This is a genomic window from Streptomyces sp. NPDC042259 (genome assembly GCF_055582085.1).
The window spans coordinates 1-22,217 of record NZ_JBVJDW010000022.1 but is presented as its reverse complement, the minus strand read 5'-3'; the positions used below and the strand labels follow the sequence as shown (position 1 = coordinate 22,217).

The following is a 22,217-nucleotide window of genomic DNA, read 5'->3' as shown; positions in this document are numbered from 1 at the left end:
CCGCCGGGCTCAGAGTTCGCGGTGCACCTTGTAGTTGGAGGCCTGGGCGCGTGGGCGGACGACCAGCAGATCGATGTTCACGTGGGACGGGCGGGTGACGGCCCAGGCGATGGTGTCGGCGACGTCGTCGGCGGTCAGCGGCTCGGCGACGCCCGCGTAGACGGCGGCGGCCTTCTCCGTGTCGCCGCGGAAGCGGGTGACCGCGAACTCGTCGGTCCGGACCATGCCGGGGGCGATCTCGATGACACGCACCGGCGCCCCGCACAGCTCCAGCCGCAGGGTCTCGGCGATGACGTGCGCGCCGTGCTTGGCCGCGACGTAGCCACCCCCGCCCTCGTAGGTGGCCAGGCCCGCGGTGGAGGAGAGGACGACGACGGTGCCGTCACCGCTCGCGGTCAGCGCGGGCAGCAGGGCCTGGGTCACATGGAGCGTGCCGAGGACGTTGACCTCGTACATCGTGCGCCAGTCGGCCGGATCGGCGGTGGCCACGGGGTCGCTGCCCAGGGCGCCGCCGGCGTTGTTGACCAGCACCTCGACGGCCCCGTCCACGGTGGCGGCGAAGGCGTCGACGGCCGCGCGGTCGGTGACGTCGAGCACCTGGGCGACCGCCTCGTGGCCCGCCTCGGTCAGTTCGGCGGCGAGCGCCTCGATACGGTCCTCGCGGCGGGCGGTGAGGACGACGCGATAACCGGCTGCGGCCAGGTGCCGGGCGGTCGCGGCACCGATGCCGCTGCTCGCTCCGGTGACGACGGCGGTACGGGTGCTCATGCGGGTGCCTCCTGGGGCGCGGCGGGCGTGATCCATTCGCAGCCGCAGGATATGCCGGGGCTCCCGACGGCCGGCGCTCACGGCCGGGTGGTCCGCGTCGGGCCGGAGGGTGGCGACGAAGCCGTATGCGCCCAGGAGGAAGAGGGCGATGGGGCGGACGACGAGCATGAGCGCCGGGCTACGGCCCCGGCGGGAGCCGGCCGGTGCTCCGCCCTCCCCTGGCAGGGGCACCGGCCGGTCCGTTCTCGACCGCGGAAGCACCGGCAGGGCAGGAGGCGTCCGGCGTGACAGCGGGAGACGGCGGCCGGGGGCCTGGGCCACGCGCGTCACCCTAGGCCGTCGGCGCGCCCGCCGGAAGGCGGCGGGGCATGCGCCCGCCCGCGGTTGGTGAGGTCTCGGCCATGACAGCGGCGCTGGATAGAGGCCCTCCAATTCAAACACCGGTGACCACTTCCACGCGATGGAACATGGCAGTTTTCATACTTTCGAGGGCTTACGTACGCCCTGGACCTCGCATGACGTCCGCAGGACGTACCTTCGTATCAGCCACCCCGGACCCCGATGGCAACGGTGCGCGCTGCGGCAGAGTTCTCGTCGTCCTCGCGCCGTCCCATGCGGTCCGAGCCGGGGGAGCAGACGTGACGCAGTGGCAGGGTGAGGCCCGCATTCGAGTGGTGGGCCGATGGGCCGTGCTGGAGCTGTCCGGTGAGGTCGACATCGCGGCCGTGCCGGAAATAGAGGCCCTGCTCATGCGGCTGATGGCCCTGGGCAAGCCCGTCGTGGTGGTCGATCTGCGGGCGGTCACCTTCTTCGACTGCACCATCCTCGGAGTGCTTTACCGGGCCCGGGCCGGGCTGCTCGCGGCGGGCGGCGGTTTCGAGGTGTTGTGCGTCCGGCCGTGGGCCTTGAAGATCATGCGGATGGCCGGCCTGCTGGAGGTCTTCCGGCCCGTCGCCTCGCTGACGGATCTGGCCGATCTCGACGCCCTCGACGGCACCCGCCACGACAGCTCCAAGGCGTAGGGTGAAAGCGGCGCGCCGTCCATATCCGGGCGACGCGTGGCGGATCGGCCCGGGAAGCGGGTGTCAGCGGTGGCGACCAGCGCGGGCATGGCCCGCTTGCTGCGCGACCTGTCCTCAAGGTCGGGCCCAGGCTTGATCAGCGGGGACCCCCTGGAGTGCGCCCGCGTTCTCGGCGTCGACGGGGTGGCGGTCTCCCTCGCCACGGACGGCACGTTGAGCGAGCTGGTGTGGGCCTCCCCGGGTGCCAGCGAGCGCCTGGAGGACGAGCAGTACACCCTCGGTGAAGGCCCTGGGGTGGACGCCCTCGGCTCCTGCTCGGTGGTCGTCGAGCCGGACCTGGCCCGGGTCCGCCCGGACCGGTGGCCGGTACTGCTGCCGACCCTGAACGGGCTCGGGGTGGATGCTCTTTTCTGCTTCCCGCTGCGCATCGGCGGTGTGTGCCTGGGGGTGCTGACCGCACAGCGGTCCACCGTCGGCCCGCTGTCGGCGGCCGCGATGGACGACGCCCTGATCCTCGCAGCGGCGCTGACCGCGGTGGTGCTGGACGGCGGGGAGCGCACGGCGCTGTTCGCCACGGCCGAATCCACCGCCCACCTGCACCGGGCCGCCGTCCACCAGGCCAGCGGCATGATCAGCGTCCAGGCGGGGGTGACCGTCGCCCAGGCCCTGGTGCTGCTGCGCGCCCACGCCTACCGCCATGAACTTCCGCTGTTGCGGGCCGCGGAGGACGTGGTTGCCCGTCGTCTGCGCTTTCGGGACATTGATGACGGGGCCGACCCGTCTTTTGAGAGAAGGGGATGATGGCCATGGCTAGCCAGCAACGCACGCTGGAGATCCTGGTCGAGGCCGTGGATTCACTGATCGACGACTTCGATCTGATCGATTTCCTGCACCGGCTCGCCAGTCGCTGTGTCGAACTGCTCGACGTCGACGCCGCCGGCGTGATGATCGTCGACCCCCATGGCGAACTGCAGTTCATCGCCGCCTCGGACGAACACACCCGGCTGCTGGAACTGTTCGCCCTCCAGCACGAGCAGGGGCCCTGTGTGGAGTGCTACCACAGCGGAGAGGCCCAATTGGACGTCGATCTGGAGTCCCCGCAGGTCACAGCGGCTTTCGGGCCCTTCGCCGCGCATGCCCGCCAGGCCGGCTTCCGCACTACGCACGCCATCCCCATGAGGCTGAGGCACCAGATCATCGGCGCGCTGAACCTCTTCCACTCCCGGACCACGCCGATCAGTGATCTGGATGCCCAGCTGGCTCAGGCACTGGCGGACGTGGCCACGATCGCCATCCTCCAGCAGCGCACGATCGAGCAGAGCAATGTCGACAAGGCGCAGCTGCAGTCGGCGCTGCACAGCCGGGTGGTCATCGAACAGGCCAAGGGCGTGCTGGCCGAGCGCTGGCAGGTCGGGCTGGATGAGGCGTTCGAGTCCCTGCGGGACTACGCCCGCCCCCGCCGGATGCGGCTGGCGGAGCTCGCCCGGCAGGTGGTCGAGGGCACCTTGGACACGGCGGTGCTCGCGCAGCGCTGACCGCGGCCCCGCCGCCTGGGGCTCAGGGCCAGACGAGGCAGTACGGCTGGTGCCCGGCCTCGTGCAGCCGGTGGGAGAAGTCCTGCCACTCGTGGAGCAACCGGTAGACCGTGAAGGCGTCGCGCGGACCGCCCCGGTCGGGGACCGTGGACCAGATGAACGCGGCGGCGCCCACCGATTCCTCGCCGATTCCGCGCAGCGGGTCGACCACGGTCATGGGGAGCTTGACGACCGCGTAGTCGGGGTGGAGAACGACCAGCTCAAGCGGGGGGACCTTGTGCAGGGGTATGCCCTCGATGCCCGTGAGGACCATCGCGGCCACCGTCTCCGGCTTGATCTTGGTGAACATGCCGCCCATGCCCAGCTCGTCACCGCCGAGCTCCTCCGGGCGCATCGAGATCGGTACGCGGGCAGCGGTCGCCCCGTTCGGTGCCCCGAAGTATTTGTAGGTCACCCCCACGCGGCCACTCCTGCTCCCAGCGCTTTCTTCCTCGCGCCGGTGGCGCCCCCTGTGGGCCCTCTGCGCTCGCTCGGGGCCCAGGTCATCGGTGCCCTCACCCAGTCCGCCACCGCGATGCATATCTTCCACCCGACTGCTTTTTAGGTGGCACAGCCCCCGCCGCGCAACCCGATCATCGTCTCAGAGACCTCCCCCGTGCACGACGGACGAAACGCCCGGACGCGACTGCCCGTGAGGCTCTGAGACCATGGCTAGCGTGAGCTACCCATATGAAGCCCCAGTCTCGCAGGTCCTGTTCGACCGTGCGGCGGTCGTGACGCCCGGTGGCGTGAATTCTCCGGTCCGCGCGTTCCGCGCCGTGGGCGGTACGCCCCGGTTCATGGTGTCCGGTACCGGTCCGTACCTGACGGACGCGGACGGCCGGGAGTATGTGGACCTCGTGTGCTCGTGGGGCCCGATGATCCTCGGTCACGCGCACCCCGAGGTGATCGCGGCTGTGCAGGACGCCGTCGCCCGCGGCACCTCCTTCGGCACCCCCGGTGAGGGCGAGGTCGCGCTCGCCGAGGAGATCGTGTCCCGGGTCGAGCCGGTCGAGCAGGTGCGGCTGGTGTCGTCCGGCACCGAGGCGACGATGTCGGCGATCCGGCTCGCGCGCGGTTTCACCGGCCGCGCCAAGGTGATCAAGTTCGCGGGCTGCTACCACGGCCACGTGGACGCGCTGCTGGCCGCGGCCGGGTCGGGGCTGGCGACGTTCGGGCTGCCGGACACGCCCGGGGTGACCGGCGCGCAGGCCGGGGACACCATCGTGCTGCCGTACAACGACCTGGAGGCGGTGCACGCCGCGTTCCACGCGCACCCGGGTGAGATCGCGTGTGTGATCACCGAGGCGTCGCCGGGCAACATGGGCGTCGTGCCGCCGCGGCCGGGCTTCAACGCGGGGCTCAAGCTGGCCTGTGAGAAGAACGGCGCGCTGTTCATCTCCGACGAGGTCATGACGGGCTTTCGGACGAGCAGGGCCGGCTGGTACGGCATCGACGGCGTCAAGCCGGACCTGCTGACCTTCGGCAAGGTCATGGGCGGCGGCTTCCCGGCGGCGGCGTTCGGCGGCCGCGCCGATGTGATGGCGCACCTGGCCCCGGCGGGCCCGGTCTACCAGGCGGGCACGCTCTCGGGTAACCCGGTGGCGACGGCGGCGGGCCTCGCGCAGCTGCGGCTGCTGGACGACGCGGCGTACGAGAAGGTCGACGCGGTCTCGGCCGAGATCCGCGGTCTGGTGGGCGCCGCGCTGACCAAGGAGGGGGTCGCGCACCGCCTCCAGGTCGCCGGGAACATGTTCTCGGTGTTCTTCACGGACCGCGAGGTCCGCGACTACGACGGGGCGAAGGCGCAGGAGTCCTTCCGCTTCACGGCCTTCTTCCACTCGCTGCTGTCGCAGGGGGTGTACCTGCCGCCGTCGGCGTTCGAGTCGTGGTTCGTCTCGACGGCCCTCGACGGTGCGGCGATCGAGAAGGTCGCGGCGGCGCTGCCGGCCGCGGCGCGGGCGGCAGCCGAGGCGACGGAATGATGGGTGGCATGACCAGCGACATGACGAGTGGCCCGGCGAAGAGCGACGACGACATCACCGTCGTCCACGTGATGCGGCACGGCGAGGTCCACAACCCGGACGGGGTGCTCTACGGGCGCCGGCCGGGCTATCACCTGTCGGAACTCGGCCGGCGGATGGCCGACCGGGTGGCCGGGCATCTGGCCGAGCGGGATGTGACGCATGTCGTCGCCTCGCCGCTGGAGCGGGCGCAGGAGACGGCGCTGCCCGTCGCCAAGGCGCACGGCCTGGACCTGGCGACGGACGAGCGGCTCATCGAGGCGGCGAACGTCTTCGAGGGCAAGACCTTCGGCGTGGGGGACGGCGCGCTGCGCAAGCCCGCCAATTGGCGGCATCTGACCAACCCCTTCCAGCCGTCCTGGGGCGAGCCGTACATCGAGCAGGTCGTGCGGATGATGGGCGCGCTGGACGCCGCGCGGGACGCGGCGCGCGGTCACGAGGCCGTGTGCGTGAGCCATCAGCTGCCGATCTGGATCCTGCGGAGCTTCGTGGAGCGGCGGCGGCTGTGGCACGACCCGCGGAAGCGGCAGTGCACGCTGGCGAGCCTGACGACGTTCACCTATAGGGGGGACAAAATCGTTTCGGTGGGTTACAGCGAGCCGGCCCGGGATTTGGTGCCGGCCCATCTGCTGGCGGGCGCCAAACCGGTCAAGGGTGGGGCAAAGGCGTTCGGCGCCTGAACCCTGACGCCGCCTGATCGTCGCCTGGTCAACCGGCCTTTGACGATCTCAAAGCGCGGCAAAGCCAAGTAAAGGGACGTAAAGGCTGGCGAATTCGCGCAACCGCCGTACTCGACGCGCTCTCTCACCCAATGTCGTTTTATATGGACGACAGGTGGGTGAAGCACGGCGAGTACGGACGGAGACGACATGCGCGACATCAGCCGACGAGGTCTCCTCGGAATGGGGGTGGGAGCGGCGGCCGCGCTGGGCGCGGCGAGTTGCTCCTCGCCCTCCGGCTCCGGCCAGGCACAGGACCCCGCGGCGAAGGCGAGCGAACGGGCCAAGGCCAAACCCATCGGTGACGGTTCGACCGCCGACGCCGGCGAGCAGCCGAACCAGCCGCCGGCCCCCGAACCGCTGGAGCGGGGGCAGCGGCCTCCGCAGTTCGTGATCTTCTCCTGGGACGGGGCCGGCGAGGTCGGCAACGGACTGTTCCCCCGCTTCCGGAAGATCGCCCGGGACCACGGTGCGCGGATGACCTTCTTCCTCTCCGGCATCTATCTCCTGCCGGAGTCGAAGAAACGCCTCTACGAGCCCCCCAACAACCCGGTCGGCGCATCGGACATCGGCTATCTCACCGACGACCACATCAAGGCGACGCTGCACCATCTGCGCGAGGCGTGGTTCGAGGGCCACGAGATCGGCACCCACTTCAACGGTCACTTCTGCTCGGGCTCCGGCTCGGTGGGGCACTGGACGCCCGCGGACTGGCGGTCCGAGATCGAGCAGGCCGTCTCCTTCGTCACCGAATGGCGCACGAACAGCGGATTCACCGATGTGGAGCCGCTGCCGTTCGACTACCGCAAGGAACTCGTCGGCGGTCGCACCCCGTGCCTGCTCGGCCAGGACAATCTGCTGCCGGTCGCCCGGAAGCTGGGCTGGCGTTACGACGCGAGTTCACCGGGCGGGCTGCAGATGTGGCCGAAGAAAAGGCAGGGGGTATGGGATCTGCCGTTGCAGCAGATGCCCTTTCCCGGGCATTCGTTCGAGGTCCTCTCCATGGACTACAACATCCTCGCCAATCAATCGAAGAACACCACGCGCGGGCGCCGCTCGAATTACGCCCACTGGCGCAAGCAGGCGACGGAGTCCTACATCCAGGGATTCCAGCGCGCCTACGAGACGAACCGGGCGCCGTTCTTCGTCGGCAACCACTTCGAGCAGTGGAACGGCGGCATCTACATGGACGCCGTCGAGGAGGCGATCAAGCACATCGCCGACGACCGGCACAAGGACGTCCGGCTGGTGTCCTTCCGGCAGTTCGTGGACTGGCTGGACGCCCAGGACCCGAAGATCCTCGCCGAGCTGCGCAAGCTGGGGGTCGGGGAGAAGTGGGAGGCGTCCTCGTCATAGGACCGTACGAGGGGCCCGGGAACCCGTACGAGGGGCCCCGGAGGGGGGTGCGGAAGATCCCCGAATGGACCATGCGAAACTTTTCACATGAGTGCCTGCCGCGCCCCTCGACGCCCTGTCCCACGCCGGCGTACCACCCTGCCGGTCATGTTCGCCGCGCTCGCGGCGCTGTCCCTGACCGCGTGCGGCACCGGCGACAAGCCCAAGAGCGGCGGCGGCACCCAGTTCGTGCAGGGCACGGGCGGGGTGAGCATGGTCAAGGACAAGGACGGCCGGCAGAGCGCGCCCGGCCTCGACGGCGAGACCCTCGACGGCAAGCCGCTCGACGTCGCCGAGGACTACAAGGGCAAGATCGTCGTCCTTAACGTCTGGGGCTCCTGGTGCTCGCCCTGCCGGGCCGAGGCCAAGAACCTCGTCAACGTCGCCAACGACTACAAGGACAAGGGCGTGCAGTTCGTGGGTCTCAACACCCGCGACCCCAATCCCGCCCCGGCCCGCCGCTTCGAGAAGGAGTTCGAGGTCCCGTACCCGAGCCTGTACGACTCCTCCGGCAAGCTCCTGCTGCGCTTCCCCAAGGGCAGCCTCAACCCGCAGGCCATTCCCTCCACCCTCTTCATCGACCGCCAGGGCAAGATCGCGGCGCGTGCGCTCAAGGCGCTGACCGAGGACGAGCTGCGCAAGACGCTCGATCCGCTGGTCGCGGAGAAGTGACCCCGTGACCGCCGTCACCACCCTCGCCGCCGTCGGCGACATGAACCAGACCGTGCTGACCGGGGCGCTGCTGCTGGCGCTGCCCGTCGCCGTGCTCGGTGGCCTGCTGTCCTTCTTCTCCCCGTGCGTGCTGCCGCTCGTGCCCGGCTATCTGTCGTATGTGACGGGGGTCAGCGGCGCCGACATGGCCGAGGCCAAGCGCGGCCGGATGGCCGCCGGGGCCTCGCTCTTCGTCCTCGGCTTCAGCGCCGTCTTCGTCTCCATGGGCGCCTTCTTCGGCTTCTTCGGCCGGACCCTGCTGGAGTACAAGGAGACGATCTCCACGGTGCTCGGGGCCTTCACGATCGTCCTGGGCCTCGCGTTCATGGGCGTGCTGAACCTCTTCGGGCAGCGTGAGTTCCGCTTCCACACCAGGCCCGCCGTGGGGCTCGCCGGGGCGCCGCTGCTCGGTGTCCTCTTCGGTGTCGGCTGGACGCCGTGCATCGGCCCGACGCTCGGCTCCGTCATGGCCCTGTCCAACGAACAGGCGAGCGCCGGGCGCGGTGCCCTGCTGACAGTCGCCTACTGCCTGGGCCTCGGGCTTCCGTTCATCTTCGCCGCGGTGGCCTTCCGGCGCGCGCTCGGCGCGTTCGGCTGGGTCAAGCGGCACTATGCCTGGGTCATGCGGATCGGCGGCCTCATGCTGGTCGTGGTCGGTGTCCTCCTCGTCACGGGTATGTGGGACCGCTTGGTCGCCGATCTCCAGACGTGGTCCAGTTCCTACGTTCCCGAGGTCTGATCAGATGGCCAAGACGCAGACAACGCCCGTCACCGAGGACAAGGACATCGGTGACGCCGGTTCACAGCTGTCCACGGCCCCGGCCGAGGAGGGCGGACAGTCGGTACCCGGCTCGTTCGGCGGCGTCCGCGCGCCCGGCGTGCTCGGCGCGCTGGCCTGGGCGTGGCGGGAGGCCACCGGCTGGGCACGCTGGTTCTGGCGGCAGCTGACCTCCATGCGGGTCGCGCTGATCCTGCTGTTCATGCTCTCGCTCGGCACGATCCCCGGCTCGCTCATCCCGCAGACGAGCGTCGACGCGGTGAAGGCGGAGAACTGGCGGAAGGCCCACGAGACCCTCGCGCCCCTCTACGACAAGCTCGGGCTCTTCGACGTCTACAGCTCGGTGTGGTTCTCGGCGATCTACATCCTGCTGTTCACCTCGCTCATCGGCTGCATCGTGCCGCGCACCTGGCAGTTCGTCGGCCAGCTCCGCGGCCGGCCGCCGGCCGCCCCGCGCCGGCTGACGAGGCTGCCCGCGTACACCACCTGGCGCACCGAGGCCGAGCCGGAGCAGGTGCTGGCGGCGGCGGAGAAGCTGCTGAAGCGGCGCCGGTTCCGTACCCGGGTCTCCGGTGACGCGGTGGGATCGGAGAAGGGCTACCTCCGCGAGGTCGGCAACCTGCTCTTCCACATCGCGCTGATCGTGATGCTGGTGGCCTTCGCCTCCGGGCAGCTGTGGAAGTCCGAGGGACAGAAGCTGATCGTCGAGGGCGACGGCTTCGCCAACACCATCACCCAGTACGACGACTTCAAGTCCGGCTCCCTCTTCAAGGTCGACGACCTCGACGCCTTCAGCTTCAGGCTGGACGGCTTCGAGGGCACGTACGAGCGCTCCGGGCCGCAGCGCGGCACCCCGCGGACGTACGAGGCCCACGTCACCTACCGGGAGGGCATGGACGGCGCCCCCCGCAAGAAGACCATCAAGGTCAACGAGCCGCTGGAGACGGCCGGCTCGAAGGTCTACCTCATCGGGCACGGCTACGCGCCCGTCGTCACCGTCCGGGACGGCAAGGGGGAGATCTCCCACCAGGGCGCGGTGCCCTCGCTGCCGCTGGACGGCAACGTCACCGAGTCGACGGTGCTCAAGGTCGGCGACTACCGGGACAAGGACGGCAAGAAGGACCAGATCGGCTTCAAGGGCAACTTCGTGCCGACGCTGGACCTGCGGACCGGCACGATGCTGTCGCAGTTCCCCGCCCTGGACAATCCGCGCCTGGTGCTGACCGCCTACCGCGGCAGCCTCGGCATCGACTCGGGCCTGCCGCAGAGCGTCTACCAGCTCGACGTGTCGAAGATGAAGCAGTTCAAGAACAAGGACGGCAGCCCGTTCGCGAAGGTCCTCAAGGTCGGCGACACCATGACGCTGCCCGACGGCGCGGGGACGCTGCACTTCGACGGCATCAAGCCGTGGGCCACCTTCCAGATCTCGCAGAAGCCCGGCAACACCACCGCTCTCGTCGGGGCGGTCGCCGCCCTGATCGGCTTGGCCGGTTCGCTGTTCATCCAGCGTCGCCGGGTGTGGGTGCGGGCCGTCCGGGACGGTGACGGCCACACCGTCGTCGAACTGGCCGGTCTGGGCCGCAGCGAGTCCGCGAAGCTCCCCGAGGAGCTCGCCGGCCTCGCCGTCGCCCTCCGGCCCGAAGCGCCGCCCCTCCCCGAGCCCGACCCCGCAGATTCCGCCGATTCCTCCGAAGGAGCGCGCGCGTGACATCGATCGCTGCCGCAGCCAACGAGAACCTGGCCGAGATCAGCAATGTGCTGATCTACTCGGCCATGGCCGTCTACACCCTGGCCTTCCTCGCGCACATCGCCGAATGGGTGCTCGGCAGCCGTAGCGCGGTCGGCCGTACGGCCGCCGCGCTCACCGCGCCCGGTGCCGCCGCGGCCGGCCCGGCCGCCGCGGCCGAGCGGCAGGGCGGCGGCACGGCCGTGCTGGAGCGCCCCAAGGTCGTCACCCGCTCCGGCGCGGGCACCCGGGACGTCCCCGACGGCCCGGGCGCGGCGGGCACCAGCGAGAAGGGCGACGTCTACGGGCGGATCGCCATCTCCCTGACCGTCCTCGCGTTCCTGCTGCACGCCTCCTCGGTCCTCACCCGCGCGCTGTCGGTGGAACGTGCCCCCTGGGGCAACATGTACGAGTTCTCGACGACCTTCGGCATGACCGTCGTCGCGGTCTACCTCGGGCTGCTCGTCGCGAAGAAGAACGTGCGCTGGCTCGGTCTGCCCCTGGTCACCACCATCCTGCTCGACCTGGGCCTCGCCCTGTCGGTGCTCTACACCGACAGCGACCAGCTGGTGCCCGCGCTGCACTCCTACTGGCTGTGGATCCACGTCTCCTGCGCGATCATCTCCGGCGCGGCCCTGTGGGTGGGCGCCTGCTCCACCCTGATGTACCTCTTCCGGGACGGCTACGAGTCGCGGCTGGAGAACGGCTGGGTCGGCGGCGCCGGGCTGGACCGGCTGCTGGCCGAGCTGCCGTCGAACCGCCGGATCCTGCGCTTCAAGGCGCACCTGGCCAAGTCCACCGACTCGTTCGTGATGCGGTTGCCGTCGGCGTCGACGCTCGACAAGTTCGCGTACCGCGTCAACGCGACGGTCTTCCCGCTGTGGACCTTCACGATCATCGCCGGCGCCATCTGGGCCGAGGCGGCGTGGGGCCGCTACTGGGGCTGGGACCCCAAGGAGGTCTGGTCCTTCATCACCTGGGTCGCCTACGCCTCCTACCTGCACGCCCGCGCCACCGCCGGCTGGAAGGGCCGCAAGGCCGCGTACATCGCGCTGGCCGCGTTCGGCTGCTACCTCTTCAACTACTACGGCGTGAACATCTTCGTGACCGGCAAGCACTCCTACGCCGGCGTCTGACCGACGCCCGCTCGCACAAAGGCCCGTATCCCTCGTTCGTTCGAGGGGTGCGGGCCTTTGTGCGAGCGTGGGGTGAAGCGGCTTCGTAAGCTCGGAGAGGACAGCCATGGAGGCGCACATGAGTACCGCAGCGGACGCGACGGCGGACCTGACAGTGGACTCGTCCGAGCTGGACGAGTTGTTCCTGGACATCGAGCGCATGAACATGCCGGCCGGTTACCGGGCGGAGGTCATCGAGGGGGAGATCGTCCTGAATCCGCAGCGCAAGGTGCATTCCACGATCATTCGGCGGCTGAATCGGCTGCTGGAGGTCGCCTGTGGGAGTGAGGCCAACATTCTCTGGGATGTCCGCATCGACTTCCCCGGAGTCCTCAACGGCTATGCCCCGGATGTGGCTCTGCTGAAGGACGATGCCCAAGAGGACGACGACGGCAGGCACGACTACCGGGACGTCGAGTTCGTGGCCGAGGTCGTCTCGCGCGGCAGCCGGCGCGACGACTACGACGCCAAGCTGAAGGTCTATGCCACGGCCGGGGTGCCGACGTACCTCATCGCCGACCCGAAGACCGGCTTGGCGCACGTCTTCCACGCGCCGCGCGAGGGTGTGTACACCGACGAGACGACCTACACGTTCGGGGCCGAGTTCACCCTCCCGTACCCCGAGATCGTCATCGACACCTCCGACTGGCCCCGCGACTGAAACAGGCGGCAGCGCGGGTCAGCTCTTCGGGCCGTCGCCGTCCTTGTCCGGGTTCTTGCCGTCCTCGTCCTTCCTCAGTGACTTGAGGAACTCCGGGTTGTCGTCCGGGGCCACCCATCGCCGGCCGCCGCGCGCGCGGCCGTAGGCGCGGCCGCCGCCGGCCGGGGTGCGGCGCGGGCGGCCGGCGAAGAGCCAGGCGACGGGGCCGACGAGCACCTCGCCGAAGAGCAGGATGATGAACACCCAGGCGACCTTCGGCAGTCCGCGCACCTCGTTCTCCGGGGTGTTCAGACAGTCGATGAAGGCATAGATCCACAATGCCAGGATCAGCAGGAACGGCAGATACCTGAGCATGGTGGCGAGCCCCCGGTGAGCGGTGTGCGGGCCGCCAGGCGGCCCCCGTGACCGTTCCAGGGTAGTGCGTGCTTGATACTGGAACGCATGGCTTATGACGATCTCCGCTCGTTCCTCCGGGCGCTGGAGCGCGACGGTGACCTCAAGCGCATCAAGGCCGAAGTCGACCCGTACCTGGAAATCGGGGAGATCGTCGACAGGGTGAACAAGGCGGGGGGTCCCGCGCTGCTCTTCGAGAACGTCAAGGGCGCCGCGATGCCGCTCGCGATGAACGTCTTCGGCACCGACCGCCGGCTGCTCAAGGCGCTCGGCCTGACGTCCTACGACGAGATCAGCGACAAGATCGGCGGGCTGCTCAAGCCCGAGCTGCCGCAGGGCTTCGTCGGGATGCGGGAGGCGTTCGGCAAGCTGGGCGCGATGGCGCACGTGCCGCCGCGCAAGGTCAAGGACGCCCCGGTCCAGGAAGTCGTGCTGACCGGCGACGACGTGGACCTGGAGAAGCTCCCGGCGCTGTTCACCTGGCCCGAGGACGGAGGCTCGTTCTTCAACCTCGGCCTCACGCACACCAAGCACCCCGAGACGGGCGTGCGCAACCTCGGCCTCTACCGCCTCCAGCGCCACGACAAGCGCACCATCGGCATGCACTGGCAGATCCACAAGGACAGCCGCAACCACTACCAGGTGGCGGCCAAGCGCGGCGAGAAGCTGCCCGTCGCGATCGCCTTCGGGGCCCCGCCGGCCGTGACGTACGCCTCGACCGCGCCGCTGCCCGGCGACATCGACGAGTACCTCTTCGCGGGCTTCGTGCAGGGCAAGCGGATCGAGATGGTCGACTGCAAGACCGTCCCGCTCCAGGTCCCGGCCAACGCCGAGGTCGTCATCGAAGGCTGGCTGGAGCCGGGCGAGATGCTCCCCGAGGGCCCCTTCGGCGACCACACCGGCTTCTACACGCCGCAGGAGCCGTTCCCCGCGCTGACCATCGACTGTGTGACGATGCGCCGGCGTCCGCTGCTCCAGTCGATCGTGGTGGGCCGGCCGCCGACCGAGGACGGTCCGCTGGGCCGGGCGACGGAGCGGTTCTTCCTGCCGCTGCTGAAGATCATCATTCCGGACATCGTGGACTACCACCTGCCGGAGTCGGGCGGCTTCCACAACTGCGCGATCGTCTCGATCGACAAGAAGTACCCCAAGCACGCCCAGAAGGTCATGCACGCCATCTGGGGCGCGCACATGATGTCGCTGACCAAGCTGATCATCGTGGTCGACGCGGACTGCGATGTGCACGACCTGCACGAGGTGTCCTGGCGGGCCCTCGGCAACACCGACTACGCCCGTGACCTCACGGTCGTCGAGGGCCCGGTCGACCATCTCGACCACGCCTCGTACCAGCAGTTCTGGGGCGGCAAGGCGGGCATCGACGCCACCGCGAAGTGGCCCGAGGAGGGCTACACCCGCGACGGCGGCTGGCCGCACATGGTCGAGTCGGACCCGGAAGTCGCCGATCGGGTGACGAAGCGCTGGAAGGAGTACGGACTGTGAGCAGCGAAGCCATCATTGGCGACGGCAGCGCGGAGCCTCTCCGCCCACGCGGAGGTGTGCCGGCGTTCCTGCGGCTGGTGCTCATCGAGCACTCCGTCTTCGCGCTGCCCTTCGCGTACATCGCCTCCCTCACCGCGATGTACCAGTGGGACGAGAACATCCACTGGGTGCGGCTGCTGCTGGTCACCGTCGCCATGGTGGGCCTGCGCACCTTCGCGATGGCCTGCAACCGGATCATCGACCGTGAGCTGGACGCCCGTAACCCGCGCACCGCCGGCCGCGAGCTGGTCACCGGTGCCGTCTCCGTGCGCTCCGCGTGGACGGGCGCGCTGATCGCCGTCGCGTTCTTCCTGGGCGCCGCCGCACTGCTCAACCCGCTCTGTCTGGCGCTCGCGCCGCTCGCCGTGATCCCGATGGTGGTCTACCCCTACGGCAAGCGGTTCACGAACTTCCCGCACGCGATCCTCGGTCTCGCCCAGGCCATCGGCCCGGTCGGCGCCTGGCTCGCCATCACCGGCACCTGGTCCTGGGACGCGGTCGTCCTCGGTCTCGCGGTCGGTGTGTGGATCGGCGGCTTCGACCTGATCTTCGGTTCCCAGGACGTGCTGGCGGACCGGGCCGAGGGCGTGAAGTCCGTCCCGGCCCGCTTCGGTGTGCCGGCGGCGCTGTACGGCGCGCGGGCGTGCCACGTCGTCACGACGGGCCTGCTGGTCTGGTACGCGCTGGCCACGAACGCCGGGGTGTTCTTCTGGGTCGGGCTGGCCGTGGTGGTCGTGGCCTTCCTCTACGAGCACTCGATCGTGAAGCCGCACGACCTGTCCCGGCTGAACCGGGCGTTCTTCACCGTCAACGGGTTCATCGGCATTGCCCTGTTCGTGTGCGCGTTGCTCGATCTGCTGGTGCGCGGCTTGACCGTCTGAGTAACCTCGACGCCCGGCCGTCCGTGGTTCCGGGCGGCCGGTGCCCGGTCGCCGCAGGTGAACCGGGGCTTCCGCCGCGCTGCGGATAGGCTCGGGACGTGGAGCCGTACGAACACACAACGCAACGCCGGCCCTGGGTGGTCGGGGTGTCCGGCGCGTCCGGGACGCCGTATGCCGCGTCCGTGCTGCGCGGGCTGCTGGCCGCGGGCGAGGACGTGGACCTGGTGGTCAGCCGCGCGTCGAGACTGACGCTGCTGGACGAGACCGGGATCGCGTTCCGGGACGCGCACTGGCGCGAGGATCTGCGGGACTGGCTGGCGCTGGGCGCCGACGGCAAGCCCGGCACCTTCGAGGTCGACCTCGCCCGTGTGCGCTACTGGCCCGCCGGGGATCTCGCGGCGGGGCCGTCCTCCGGCAGTTACGCCGTCAAGGGGATGCTGATCGTCCCGGCGAGCACGGCCTGTGTGGCCGGGGTGGCACTGGGGCTCTCGAAGGACCTGCTGCAGCGGGTCGCGAGCGTGACGCTCAAGGAGCGGCGCCGGCTGGTGGTCGCGGTGCGGGAGACGCCGCTGAGCGGTCAGACGCTCAAGCAGCTCGTGGCGCTGGACGAGGCGGGCGCCGTGGTGCTGCCCGCCTCTCCGGCGTTCTACGCGGGGGCGACGCACATCCAGGATCTCGTGGACTTCGTCGCCGGGCGGGTGCTGGACGCGGCGGGGGTGCCGCACCGGCTCTACCGCCGGTGGCGGGGAGAGCTGGGTGCGGCGCGCTCCCCGGGCGAGGGCTAGGCCGTGCCCGCCGGGCGGGGCCTAGCGCTTCTTGGTGCGGCGGGCCGTGGCCTCGTCGCGGCGCTTGTCGGCGGTCTGGTGGGCACGCGAGCGGTTGGCCAGGTCCTGCAGCTCGCGCATCCGGGCGTAGGCCATCTCGATCGAGTACACGGGAAACTCACTCCTGAAGGATCAACGTTGATCTGCTGAATGATTTACAGGGCGTCACCCCTGTATGCCTTAGATTCTACACGTAAACCGGCGACTTCGCTGATTATTTGAAAGGTGCCAGCCAATGGACGCGGTGGACAGGCAGCTCATCCAGGCCCTGCGGGAGAACGGCCGGGCCTCGTACGCGGAGCTGGGCAGGCTCGTGGGCCTGTCGGGGCCGAGCGTCACGGACCGGATCAACCGCCTGGAGGCGGCGGGTGTCATCACCGGCTACCGCGCGACCGTCGACTCCGCGTCGCTCGGCCTCGGGGTCACGGCGCTGATCGGCATCCAGCTCTCCGACGCCGCCGACCACGAGGACGTGGCGCGCCGGCTGCGCGACCTGGCGGAGATCGAGGACTGCTGGTTCATCGCCGGCGACGACTCGTACATGCTCAAGGTGCGCATCGGTGACGTGGACGGACTGGAGCGCACCATCCGGCGGCTGTCCGGCACCCGGGGCGTCGCCCGGACCCGGACGACGATCGTGCTCTCGACCAAGTGGGAGAACCGGGTCGGGGAGCTTCCTGAGGAGGCGTGAGCCTCCTTGGCGGGTCTTCGCTTGGCCCTGCGGGCCGTGGCGTGTGCACCTCCGCTGCGCGGAGGTGTCCTCAATCGCCGGACGGGCTGGTTGTGGCTGACCTCAGTCGATAGCACCCCGTCCGGGGGCACCTGCACGGACGGCCCGCAGTCGACGGCGAAAACGCAAGGAGTACGCTCGACAAGGTTGCAAAAGCGGATGTTTGGAGAGGCGGGCGCATGGACGCGGGGCTCAAGCGCGAGCTGGAGGAGAAGGTCCACGCCGGGGAGCGGCTGACCCGCGAGGACGGCATCGCCCTCTACGAGTCCGACGACCTGGCCTGGCTGGGCGGTCTGGCTCACGAGGTGCGCACGCGCAAGAACGGTGACGTCGTCCACTTCAACGTCAACCGGCACCTGAACATGACGAACGTGTGCACCGCGTCGTGCGCCTACTGCTCGTTCCAGCGCAAGCCGGGCGAGAAGGACGCGTACACGATGCGCATCGAGGAGGCCGTCCGCCTCGCCAAGGCGATGGAGAACGAGAACCTCACCGAGCTGCACATCGTCAACGGTCTGCACCCCACGCTGCCCTGGCGCTACTACCCGCGCTCGCTCAAGGCCCTCAAGGAAGCGCTGCCGAACGTCTCCCTCAAGGCGTTCACCGCCACCGAGATCCAGCACTTCGAGAAGATCTCCGGCATGCCCGCCTCGGAGATCCTCGACGAGCTGATCGACGCCGGTCTGGAGTCGCTGACCGGCGGCGGCGCGGAGATCTTCGACTGGGAGGTCCGCCAGCACATCGTCGACCACGACACCCACTGGGAGGACTGGTCGCGGATCCACCGCCTGGTGCACGAGAAGGGGCTCAAGACCCCCTCCACCATGCTCTACGGGCACATCGAGGAGCCGCGCCACCGCGTGGACCACGTGCTGCGGCTGCGTGAGCTGCAGGACGAGACCGGGGGCTTCCAGGTCTTCATCCCGCTGCGCTACCAGCACGACTTCGTGGACATGAAGGACGGCAAGGTCCGCAACCGGCTCCAGGCGCGGACGACCATGGCGACCGGTGCCGAGGCGCTGAAGACCTTCGCCGTCTCCCGGCTGCTCTTCGACAACGTCCCGCACGTCAAGGTCTTCTGGGTCATGCACGGCGTGCAGACCGCGCAGCTCGCGCTGCAGCACGGCGCGGACGACATGGACGGCTCCGTCGTCGAGTACAAGATCACGCACGACGCGGACAACTACGGCACGCCGAACAAGCTCGGCCGTGAGGACCTGCTGGACCTCATCCGCGACGCCGGCTTCCGCCCGGTGGAGCGCAACACCCGCTACGAGATCATCCGCGAGTACCCCGGCCCGGACGCCGCGCGCCGCGAGTCGCCGCAGCCGATGCGGATCTGATCCTCCCGCGTCATCCCGTTCCGTGAGAGGGGCCCCGGTGGACACGTCCACCGGGGCCCCTCTCGCCGCGTCCGGGGGCCGGCCGGATGCCCGCCGCGCTCCGGGCGGTCACCGCGTGACGACATCACGATGTGGCTCCCCCCGGTCTGATCCACATCGGTCCGTGCTTGACTGGACGGTGACCCTTTCGGTTGCCGTTGAGAAGAAGGTCCCGTCCGTGAGTAGCCAGAAGTTCGCCTCGCTCCGCTACACCGCTCTGCGTGTGGGTCTGCTCATCGCCTGCTTCGCCGTCGTCTACGGGCTCTGCTACGTGGGCGCCGTCCCGATCGTCGTGCGCGGCTCGAACCTCGTCTGGATGGTCCTGCTCGCGCTCGTCATCTCCGCCCCGCTCAGCTGGGTGCTGCTGCGCAAGCAGCGCGACGCCATGTCCGAGCAGATCGTCGAGCGGGTGGACCGCGCCAAGCAGAAGCTGAGCGCCAACGCCGGCCAGGAGGACGGGGTCGCCTAAATACCCCCAAGCACGGTGCAACCCGGACCATCGGGTGTAATCCTGCTCACCACGCATCCGCGCCCCCGCATGGAGTCACCGCTCCGTAAGGGGGCGTTCGGCGTATTCCGGCCGCGCGCGTGGGCTTCAACTCAAAGGAGAGCTTTGAGTTGCCCAAAGGCCGGGTGTTAACGTATTCGACATGAAGACAGCAGCAGCGCACCGATCAGCCATGGGCCCCGTGCTCGTGGCGCGCCTGCACGTCGATCTTTGCCGCTGCGTGTCCGCGGCCTGTTGCCGCCGCTGACGTACGTCCCGCCGCGGCCGGAGATCCCGTAAGTCACGGACCTCCCGGCGCCTGAACGCCCTTTTTCTTACTTCCGTCCCCGGAGTTCCCGTTGCCTTCGACACCCGCGCCCGCCGCCACGGCCACCCGCCGGCGCATACCCAAGGTCCCCTTCTGGGCCCAGATCCTGCTCGGCCTCGTCCTCGGCGCCCTGCTCGGCTGGGCCGCCGAGGCCGGTGACATCCACTGGCTGGAGGTCACCCTCGGCAAGATCGGTGACATCTTCGTCCAGCTGCTGATGGTCGTGATCGCCCCGCTGGTCTTCTTCGCCATCCTGGTGTCGATCACCAACCTGCGGAACGTCTCCAACGCCGCCCGGCTGGCCACCCGCACCCTGCTCTGGTTCATGGTCACCTCGCTGATCGCGGTCGTCATCGGCCTCACGATCGGCCTGCTCACCGACCCCGGCTCCGGCACCGGCCTCACCCCGGCCGACGGCGCCGAGCCCAAGAAGCACGGCTCGTGGCTGGACTTCCTGACCGGCATCATCCCCACCGACGTGATCACGCCGTTCACCGAGCTGAACGTCCTGCAGATCGTCTTCATGGCCGCCGCCGCGGGCATCGCCATCCTCCAGCTCGGCGACAAGGCCAAGCCGGTCCTCGACCTCAGCCAGTCCGCGCTGGACCTGCTCCAGAAGGTCCTGTGGTGGGTTATCCGGCTCGCCCCGCTGGGCAGCCTCGGCCTGGTCGGCACGGCCATCGCCACCTACGGCTGGAATCTGATCGGCAAGTACGCGACGTTCACCGCCGACATCTACGTCGGCTGCGCCATCGTGCTCTTCGGCGTGTACCCGCTGCTGCTCGCCACCGTCGGCAAGGTCAACCCGCTGCGGTTCTTCAAGGGCGCCTGGCCGGCCATCCAGCTGGCCTTCGTCTCCCGCTCCTCCGTCGGCACGATGCCGCTGACGCAGAAGGTCACCGAGCGCCTGGGAGTGCCGAAGGAGTACGCGTCCTTCGCCGTGCCGTTCGGCTCGACGACCAAGATGGACGGCTGCGCCTCGATCTACCCGGCGATCGCCGCGATCTTCGTCGCGCAGGTCTTCGACGTGCCGCTGGAGTTCCGCGACTACGTCCTGATCGCCTTCGTCTCCGTCATCGGCTCGGCCGCCACGGCCGGTCTGACCGGCGCGACGGTGATGCTGACCCTCACGCTGTCGACGCTGGGCCTGCCGATGGCCGGTGTCGGTCTGCTGCTCGCCATCGACCCGATCGTCGACATGATGCGCACCGCGACGAACGTCGCGGGCCAGTCGGTGGTCCCGATCCTCGTCGCCTCGCGGGAGAAGATCCTCGACCGCGCGGCGTACGACTCGGCCGACGGCTCCCGCCTCGACGACGCCCCGTCCCCGGAGCCGCACCCGGTGGCCAGCGCGGCCTAGGCCTGGCCGGCGGGTCTCCGGCTACGGACCTGTCCTCAAGCGCCGGACGGGCTGCAAATGCAGCCCGTCCGGCGCTGAGGACACCGCCGCGCAAGCATGGCGTGATCGGTACGGCTTGATCCGTACCTCGACGGCATCCCTCCTCCCCGTAAAATTACCAGCCGGTAATGTGACGGGGGCGGAGGGATGTTTGTCGTGAAAACAGCACAGACCGCACAGACCGACGCTGCTCAGGCCGGGCCGGACCTGAAGGTCAGGGCCAAGGCCAAGGTCAAGCGGATGCCGCGCGAGGTGCGTGAGCGGCAGATGCTCGACGCGGCGGTGGAGATCTTCGCGCGCCGGGGTTACGCGGCGGCGTCCATGGACGAGATCGCCGAACTGGCGGGTGCGTCGAAGCCGCTGGTCTATCTGTATCTGAACTCGAAGGAAGAACTCTTCAGCGCCTGCATACGGCGCGAGTCCGAGGCCCTGGTGACGGCGGTGCGGTCCGCCGTCGACCCGGAGGCGTCCGCCGACGGGCGGCTGTGGAGCGGACTGCTCGGCTTCTTCGCGCACACCGCCGCCCACCCCGACGCCTGGGCGGTGCTGCACTGCCAGGCCCGGACGCACGGGGAGCCGTTCGCCTCGGCCGTGTGCGCCATGCGGCAGGAGATCGTCGGCGTGGTCACCCAGCTGATCACCGCGACGGCCCGGGAGGCCACCTGTGCCGCCGAGCCCGCCGAGCGGGAGATCGCCGGGCTGGCGCACGCCCTCGTGGGGGCGGCCGAGTCGCTCGCCGCGTGGGCCAACACCAGTGGTGATGCCGCCCCCTCGGAGAAGGAGACGGCGGCGACGCTGATGAACCTCGTCTGGGCGGGCCTGGGGAACCTCATGAACGGCCGGTGCTGGACCGCCCACCGGGCCTGACCCGCCGGGTCGATGCCGACGGCGGACGCCCGCCGTGGAGGGAGCGACGCGCTCCCCACCCCCCACCGGCGTCAGCCGGCGCAGGCGAGTGCGGCCGCCGACGCGCCGAGCGACGCGGTCACCGCCGAGACCGCCGTGGAGACGACGGCGAGATCCGGGCCGGCCGTCAGCCGGTTCAGCCGGGCCCTGGCCGTGACGCGCGGAAGGCCGGGGAAGACGGCGTGCTCCAGGCCCATCGCGCAGAGAATGCCGATCAGCGCCGCCGTGCGGGGATCGGGCCGGGCGCCGTGATCGACCACCGCCCGCATCCGGGCCGCCGCCTCGGCGACCCGCCGTGGTTCCCCGGAACAGCGCCGGCCACTGGGGATGCCGAGCACCCGGGTGGTGACGCAGACCAGATCGCCCCGGTCCAGCAGCCGCGCCAGGGTCCCGTCCAGGGCCCGGTCCGCCAGCCGCTCGACCCATACGCGAGGCGAGTGGGCCCGGTCCTCGAACAGGATGTGCCCCAGGCACGCGTCGGCGACGGGATCACCGACCCGGTCCGTGTCGCGCACCGCGACCTCGCCGTCCGGGCCCGGGAGGAACGCGATCCGGCCACTGAGGGCCAGCTCGACGAGGATCGCTCCCGCGAGCCCCCGCCCCAGCTCGACCCGCCAGAGCCCGGGCTGCCCTCCGGTCGCCGCGGTCGCGAGCAGCAACAGCACCTCGGGGAAAGAGCGTTCACCCATGTCAGTCCTCCACCGTCCAGGTGTCGTTGCCGGTGAGGAGGGTGGTGAGGTCGCCTTTGCCTTTTTGTTCGGTGGCGGCTTCGAGTTGGTCGGTCATTTGGGTGTC

General features: G+C 69.8%; 24 protein-coding genes. 19 read left to right on the top strand and 5 right to left on the bottom strand.

The features are described 5' to 3' along the window. Positions 1-9: 9 nt before the first annotated feature. Complete coding sequence (locus ACZ6MA_RS33385; protein WP_469438608.1) at positions 10-768, bottom strand: SDR family NAD(P)-dependent oxidoreductase; 759 nt, start codon at positions 766-768, stop codon at positions 10-12. A gap of 638 nt (positions 769-1,406) precedes the next feature. On the opposite strand from ACZ6MA_RS33385, the gene ACZ6MA_RS33380 reads away from it, so the two are divergent. The 3 genes from ACZ6MA_RS33380 to ACZ6MA_RS33370 all read left to right on the top strand — a co-directional run bounded on the left by ACZ6MA_RS33380 (position 1,407) and on the right by ACZ6MA_RS33370 (position 3,325). Beyond that, positions 1,407-1,790 (top strand): STAS domain-containing protein, encoded by a 384-nt coding sequence (locus ACZ6MA_RS33380; RefSeq protein WP_469438606.1) that lies wholly within the window; start codon positions 1,407-1,409, stop codon positions 1,788-1,790. A 132-nt stretch (positions 1,791-1,922) separates the two neighbouring features. Next, positions 1,923-2,591, top strand: a complete 669-nt coding sequence (locus ACZ6MA_RS33375; protein WP_469438604.1) for an ANTAR domain-containing protein — start codon at positions 1,923-1,925, stop codon at positions 2,589-2,591. A gap of 5 nt (positions 2,592-2,596) precedes the next feature. Then, positions 2,597-3,325 (top strand): ANTAR domain-containing protein, encoded by a 729-nt coding sequence (locus ACZ6MA_RS33370; RefSeq protein ID WP_469438602.1) that lies wholly within the window; start codon positions 2,597-2,599, stop codon positions 3,323-3,325. Positions 3,326-3,347: 22 nt separating this feature from the next. On the opposite strand, the gene ACZ6MA_RS33365 is transcribed toward ACZ6MA_RS33370, so the two are convergent. Next, on the bottom strand, positions 3,348-3,905 hold the full coding sequence (locus ACZ6MA_RS33365; RefSeq protein ID WP_469438643.1) for a hypothetical protein: 558 nt from the start codon (positions 3,903-3,905) through the stop codon (positions 3,348-3,350). 127 nt (positions 3,906-4,032) lie between these two features. On the opposite strand from ACZ6MA_RS33365, the gene hemL reads away from it, so the two are divergent. The 8 genes from hemL (at position 4,033) to ACZ6MA_RS33325 (ending at position 12,553) form a co-directional block, all read left to right on the top strand. Further along, positions 4,033-5,349, top strand: a complete 1,317-nt coding sequence (hemL, locus tag ACZ6MA_RS33360; RefSeq protein ID WP_469438600.1) for a glutamate-1-semialdehyde 2,1-aminomutase — start codon at positions 4,033-4,035, stop codon at positions 5,347-5,349. Beyond that, positions 5,346-6,068 (top strand): histidine phosphatase family protein, encoded by a 723-nt coding sequence (locus ACZ6MA_RS33355; protein ID WP_469438598.1) that lies wholly within the window; start codon positions 5,346-5,348, stop codon positions 6,066-6,068. Before hemL ends, ACZ6MA_RS33355 begins: the two co-directional genes overlap by 4 nt. 189 nt (positions 6,069-6,257) lie before the next feature. Next, positions 6,258-7,463: a polysaccharide deacetylase family protein gene (locus ACZ6MA_RS33350; RefSeq protein ID WP_469438596.1), complete on the top strand. Its 1,206-nt coding sequence runs from the start codon at positions 6,258-6,260 to the stop codon at positions 7,461-7,463. An 87-nt stretch (positions 7,464-7,550) separates the two neighbouring features. Next, positions 7,551-8,174, top strand: a complete 624-nt coding sequence (locus ACZ6MA_RS33345; protein ID WP_469438595.1) for a TlpA family protein disulfide reductase — start codon at positions 7,551-7,553, stop codon at positions 8,172-8,174. A gap of 4 nt (positions 8,175-8,178) precedes the next feature. Then, complete coding sequence (locus ACZ6MA_RS33340) at positions 8,179-8,952, top strand: cytochrome c biogenesis CcdA family protein (RefSeq protein ID WP_469438593.1); 774 nt, start codon at positions 8,179-8,181, stop codon at positions 8,950-8,952. 4 nt (positions 8,953-8,956) lie between these two features. Continuing rightward, entirely contained in the window at positions 8,957-10,699 is a 1,743-nt protein-coding gene (gene resB / locus ACZ6MA_RS33335; protein WP_469438591.1) for a cytochrome c biogenesis protein ResB, read from the top strand. Further along, positions 10,696-11,853: a c-type cytochrome biogenesis protein CcsB gene (gene ccsB, locus ACZ6MA_RS33330; RefSeq protein ID WP_469438590.1), complete on the top strand. Its 1,158-nt coding sequence runs from the start codon at positions 10,696-10,698 to the stop codon at positions 11,851-11,853. The genes resB and ccsB overlap by 4 nt, the downstream gene beginning before the upstream one ends. 118 nt (positions 11,854-11,971) lie before the next feature. Then, positions 11,972-12,553 carry a Uma2 family endonuclease gene (locus ACZ6MA_RS33325; protein ID WP_469438588.1) on the top strand — a complete coding sequence of 194 codons (582 nt, stop codon included), beginning with the start codon at positions 11,972-11,974 and terminating at the stop codon, positions 12,551-12,553. Positions 12,554-12,571: 18 nt separating this feature from the next. On the opposite strand, the gene ACZ6MA_RS33320 is transcribed toward ACZ6MA_RS33325, so the two are convergent. Then, the gene (locus tag ACZ6MA_RS33320) at positions 12,572-12,907 is read right to left on the bottom strand and encodes a PLD nuclease N-terminal domain-containing protein (protein WP_469438586.1); all 336 of its coding nucleotides are present in this window, start codon (positions 12,905-12,907) and stop codon (positions 12,572-12,574) included. 87 nt (positions 12,908-12,994) lie between these two features. Between ACZ6MA_RS33320 and ACZ6MA_RS33315 the strand changes: the two genes are divergently transcribed. The 3 genes from ACZ6MA_RS33315 (at position 12,995) to ACZ6MA_RS33305 (ending at position 16,151) form a co-directional block, all read left to right on the top strand. Beyond that, complete coding sequence (locus ACZ6MA_RS33315) at positions 12,995-14,446, top strand: menaquinone biosynthesis decarboxylase (RefSeq protein WP_469438584.1); 1,452 nt, start codon at positions 12,995-12,997, stop codon at positions 14,444-14,446. Beyond that, positions 14,443-15,366 carry a menaquinone biosynthesis prenyltransferase MqnP gene (mqnP, locus tag ACZ6MA_RS33310; protein WP_469438582.1) on the top strand — a complete coding sequence of 308 codons (924 nt, stop codon included), beginning with the start codon at positions 14,443-14,445 and terminating at the stop codon, positions 15,364-15,366. The genes ACZ6MA_RS33315 and mqnP overlap by 4 nt, the downstream gene beginning before the upstream one ends. A 98-nt stretch (positions 15,367-15,464) precedes the next feature. Further along, entirely contained in the window at positions 15,465-16,151 is a 687-nt protein-coding gene (locus tag ACZ6MA_RS33305) for a UbiX family flavin prenyltransferase (RefSeq protein WP_469438580.1), read from the top strand. Positions 16,152-16,172: 21 nt separating this feature from the next. On the opposite strand, the gene ACZ6MA_RS33300 is transcribed toward ACZ6MA_RS33305, so the two are convergent. Next, positions 16,173-16,301 (bottom strand): hypothetical protein, encoded by a 129-nt coding sequence (locus ACZ6MA_RS33300; RefSeq protein ID WP_469438647.1) that lies wholly within the window; start codon positions 16,299-16,301, stop codon positions 16,173-16,175. 124 nt (positions 16,302-16,425) lie between these two features. Between ACZ6MA_RS33300 and ACZ6MA_RS33295 the strand changes: the two genes are divergently transcribed. From ACZ6MA_RS33295 to ACZ6MA_RS33275, 5 genes are all read left to right on the top strand, one after another. Next, the gene (locus tag ACZ6MA_RS33295) at positions 16,426-16,881 is read left to right on the top strand and encodes an Lrp/AsnC family transcriptional regulator (RefSeq protein ID WP_366687968.1); all 456 of its coding nucleotides are present in this window, start codon (positions 16,426-16,428) and stop codon (positions 16,879-16,881) included. A gap of 218 nt (positions 16,882-17,099) precedes the next feature. Then, positions 17,100-18,263: an aminofutalosine synthase MqnE gene (gene mqnE, locus ACZ6MA_RS33290; protein WP_130878883.1), complete on the top strand. Its 1,164-nt coding sequence runs from the start codon at positions 17,100-17,102 to the stop codon at positions 18,261-18,263. Positions 18,264-18,480: 217 nt separating this feature from the next. Then, positions 18,481-18,771, top strand: coding sequence for a DUF4229 domain-containing protein (locus ACZ6MA_RS33285; RefSeq protein WP_469438578.1), 291 nt, complete (start codon positions 18,481-18,483; stop codon positions 18,769-18,771). A 377-nt stretch (positions 18,772-19,148) separates the two neighbouring features. Further along, positions 19,149-20,477: a dicarboxylate/amino acid:cation symporter gene (locus tag ACZ6MA_RS33280; RefSeq protein WP_469438577.1), complete on the top strand. Its 1,329-nt coding sequence runs from the start codon at positions 19,149-19,151 to the stop codon at positions 20,475-20,477. A 279-nt stretch (positions 20,478-20,756) separates the two neighbouring features. Then, a complete protein-coding gene (locus ACZ6MA_RS33275; RefSeq protein ID WP_469438641.1) occupies positions 20,757-21,383 on the top strand; it encodes a TetR/AcrR family transcriptional regulator in 627 nt (208 codons plus the stop codon). Between the two features lie 71 nt (positions 21,384-21,454). Here the strand turns inward: ACZ6MA_RS33275 and ACZ6MA_RS33270 are convergent, their stop codons facing one another. Then, positions 21,455-22,111 carry a GOLPH3/VPS74 family protein gene (locus tag ACZ6MA_RS33270; RefSeq protein ID WP_469438575.1) on the bottom strand — a complete coding sequence of 219 codons (657 nt, stop codon included), beginning with the start codon at positions 22,109-22,111 and terminating at the stop codon, positions 21,455-21,457. Positions 22,112-22,217: the final 106 nt, after the last annotated feature.

What these genes read in the sequence shown, in the direction of transcription:
- ACZ6MA_RS33385 (WP_469438608.1), bottom strand. Translation starts at nt 768, where the DNA reads ATGAGCACCCGTACCGCCGTCGTCACCGGAGCGAGCAGCGGCATCGGT.
- ACZ6MA_RS33370 (WP_469438602.1), top strand. Translation starts at nt 2,597, where the DNA reads ATGGCTAGCCAGCAACGCACGCTGGAGATCCTGGTCGAGGCCGTGGAT.
- ACZ6MA_RS33365 (WP_469438643.1), bottom strand. Translation starts at nt 3,905, where the DNA reads ATGCATCGCGGTGGCGGACTGGGTGAGGGCACCGATGACCTGGGCCCC.
- hemL (WP_469438600.1), top strand. Translation starts at nt 4,033, where the DNA reads ATGGCTAGCGTGAGCTACCCATATGAAGCCCCAGTCTCGCAGGTCCTG.
- ACZ6MA_RS33355 (WP_469438598.1), top strand. Translation starts at nt 5,346, where the DNA reads ATGATGGGTGGCATGACCAGCGACATGACGAGTGGCCCGGCGAAGAGC.
- ACZ6MA_RS33350 (WP_469438596.1), top strand. Translation starts at nt 6,258, where the DNA reads ATGCGCGACATCAGCCGACGAGGTCTCCTCGGAATGGGGGTGGGAGCG.
- ACZ6MA_RS33345 (WP_469438595.1), top strand. Translation starts at nt 7,551, where the DNA reads ATGAGTGCCTGCCGCGCCCCTCGACGCCCTGTCCCACGCCGGCGTACC.
- resB (WP_469438591.1), top strand. Translation starts at nt 8,957, where the DNA reads ATGGCCAAGACGCAGACAACGCCCGTCACCGAGGACAAGGACATCGGT.
- ACZ6MA_RS33325 (WP_469438588.1), top strand. Translation starts at nt 11,972, where the DNA reads ATGAGTACCGCAGCGGACGCGACGGCGGACCTGACAGTGGACTCGTCC.
- ACZ6MA_RS33320 (WP_469438586.1), bottom strand. Translation starts at nt 12,907, where the DNA reads ATGCTCAGGTATCTGCCGTTCCTGCTGATCCTGGCATTGTGGATCTAT.
- ACZ6MA_RS33315 (WP_469438584.1), top strand. Translation starts at nt 12,995, where the DNA reads ATGGCTTATGACGATCTCCGCTCGTTCCTCCGGGCGCTGGAGCGCGAC.
- ACZ6MA_RS33295 (WP_366687968.1), top strand. Translation starts at nt 16,426, where the DNA reads ATGGACGCGGTGGACAGGCAGCTCATCCAGGCCCTGCGGGAGAACGGC.
- mqnE (WP_130878883.1), top strand. Translation starts at nt 17,100, where the DNA reads ATGGACGCGGGGCTCAAGCGCGAGCTGGAGGAGAAGGTCCACGCCGGG.
- ACZ6MA_RS33275 (WP_469438641.1), top strand. Translation starts at nt 20,757, where the DNA reads ATGCCGCGCGAGGTGCGTGAGCGGCAGATGCTCGACGCGGCGGTGGAG.
- ACZ6MA_RS33270 (WP_469438575.1), bottom strand. Translation starts at nt 22,111, where the DNA reads ATGGGTGAACGCTCTTTCCCCGAGGTGCTGTTGCTGCTCGCGACCGCG.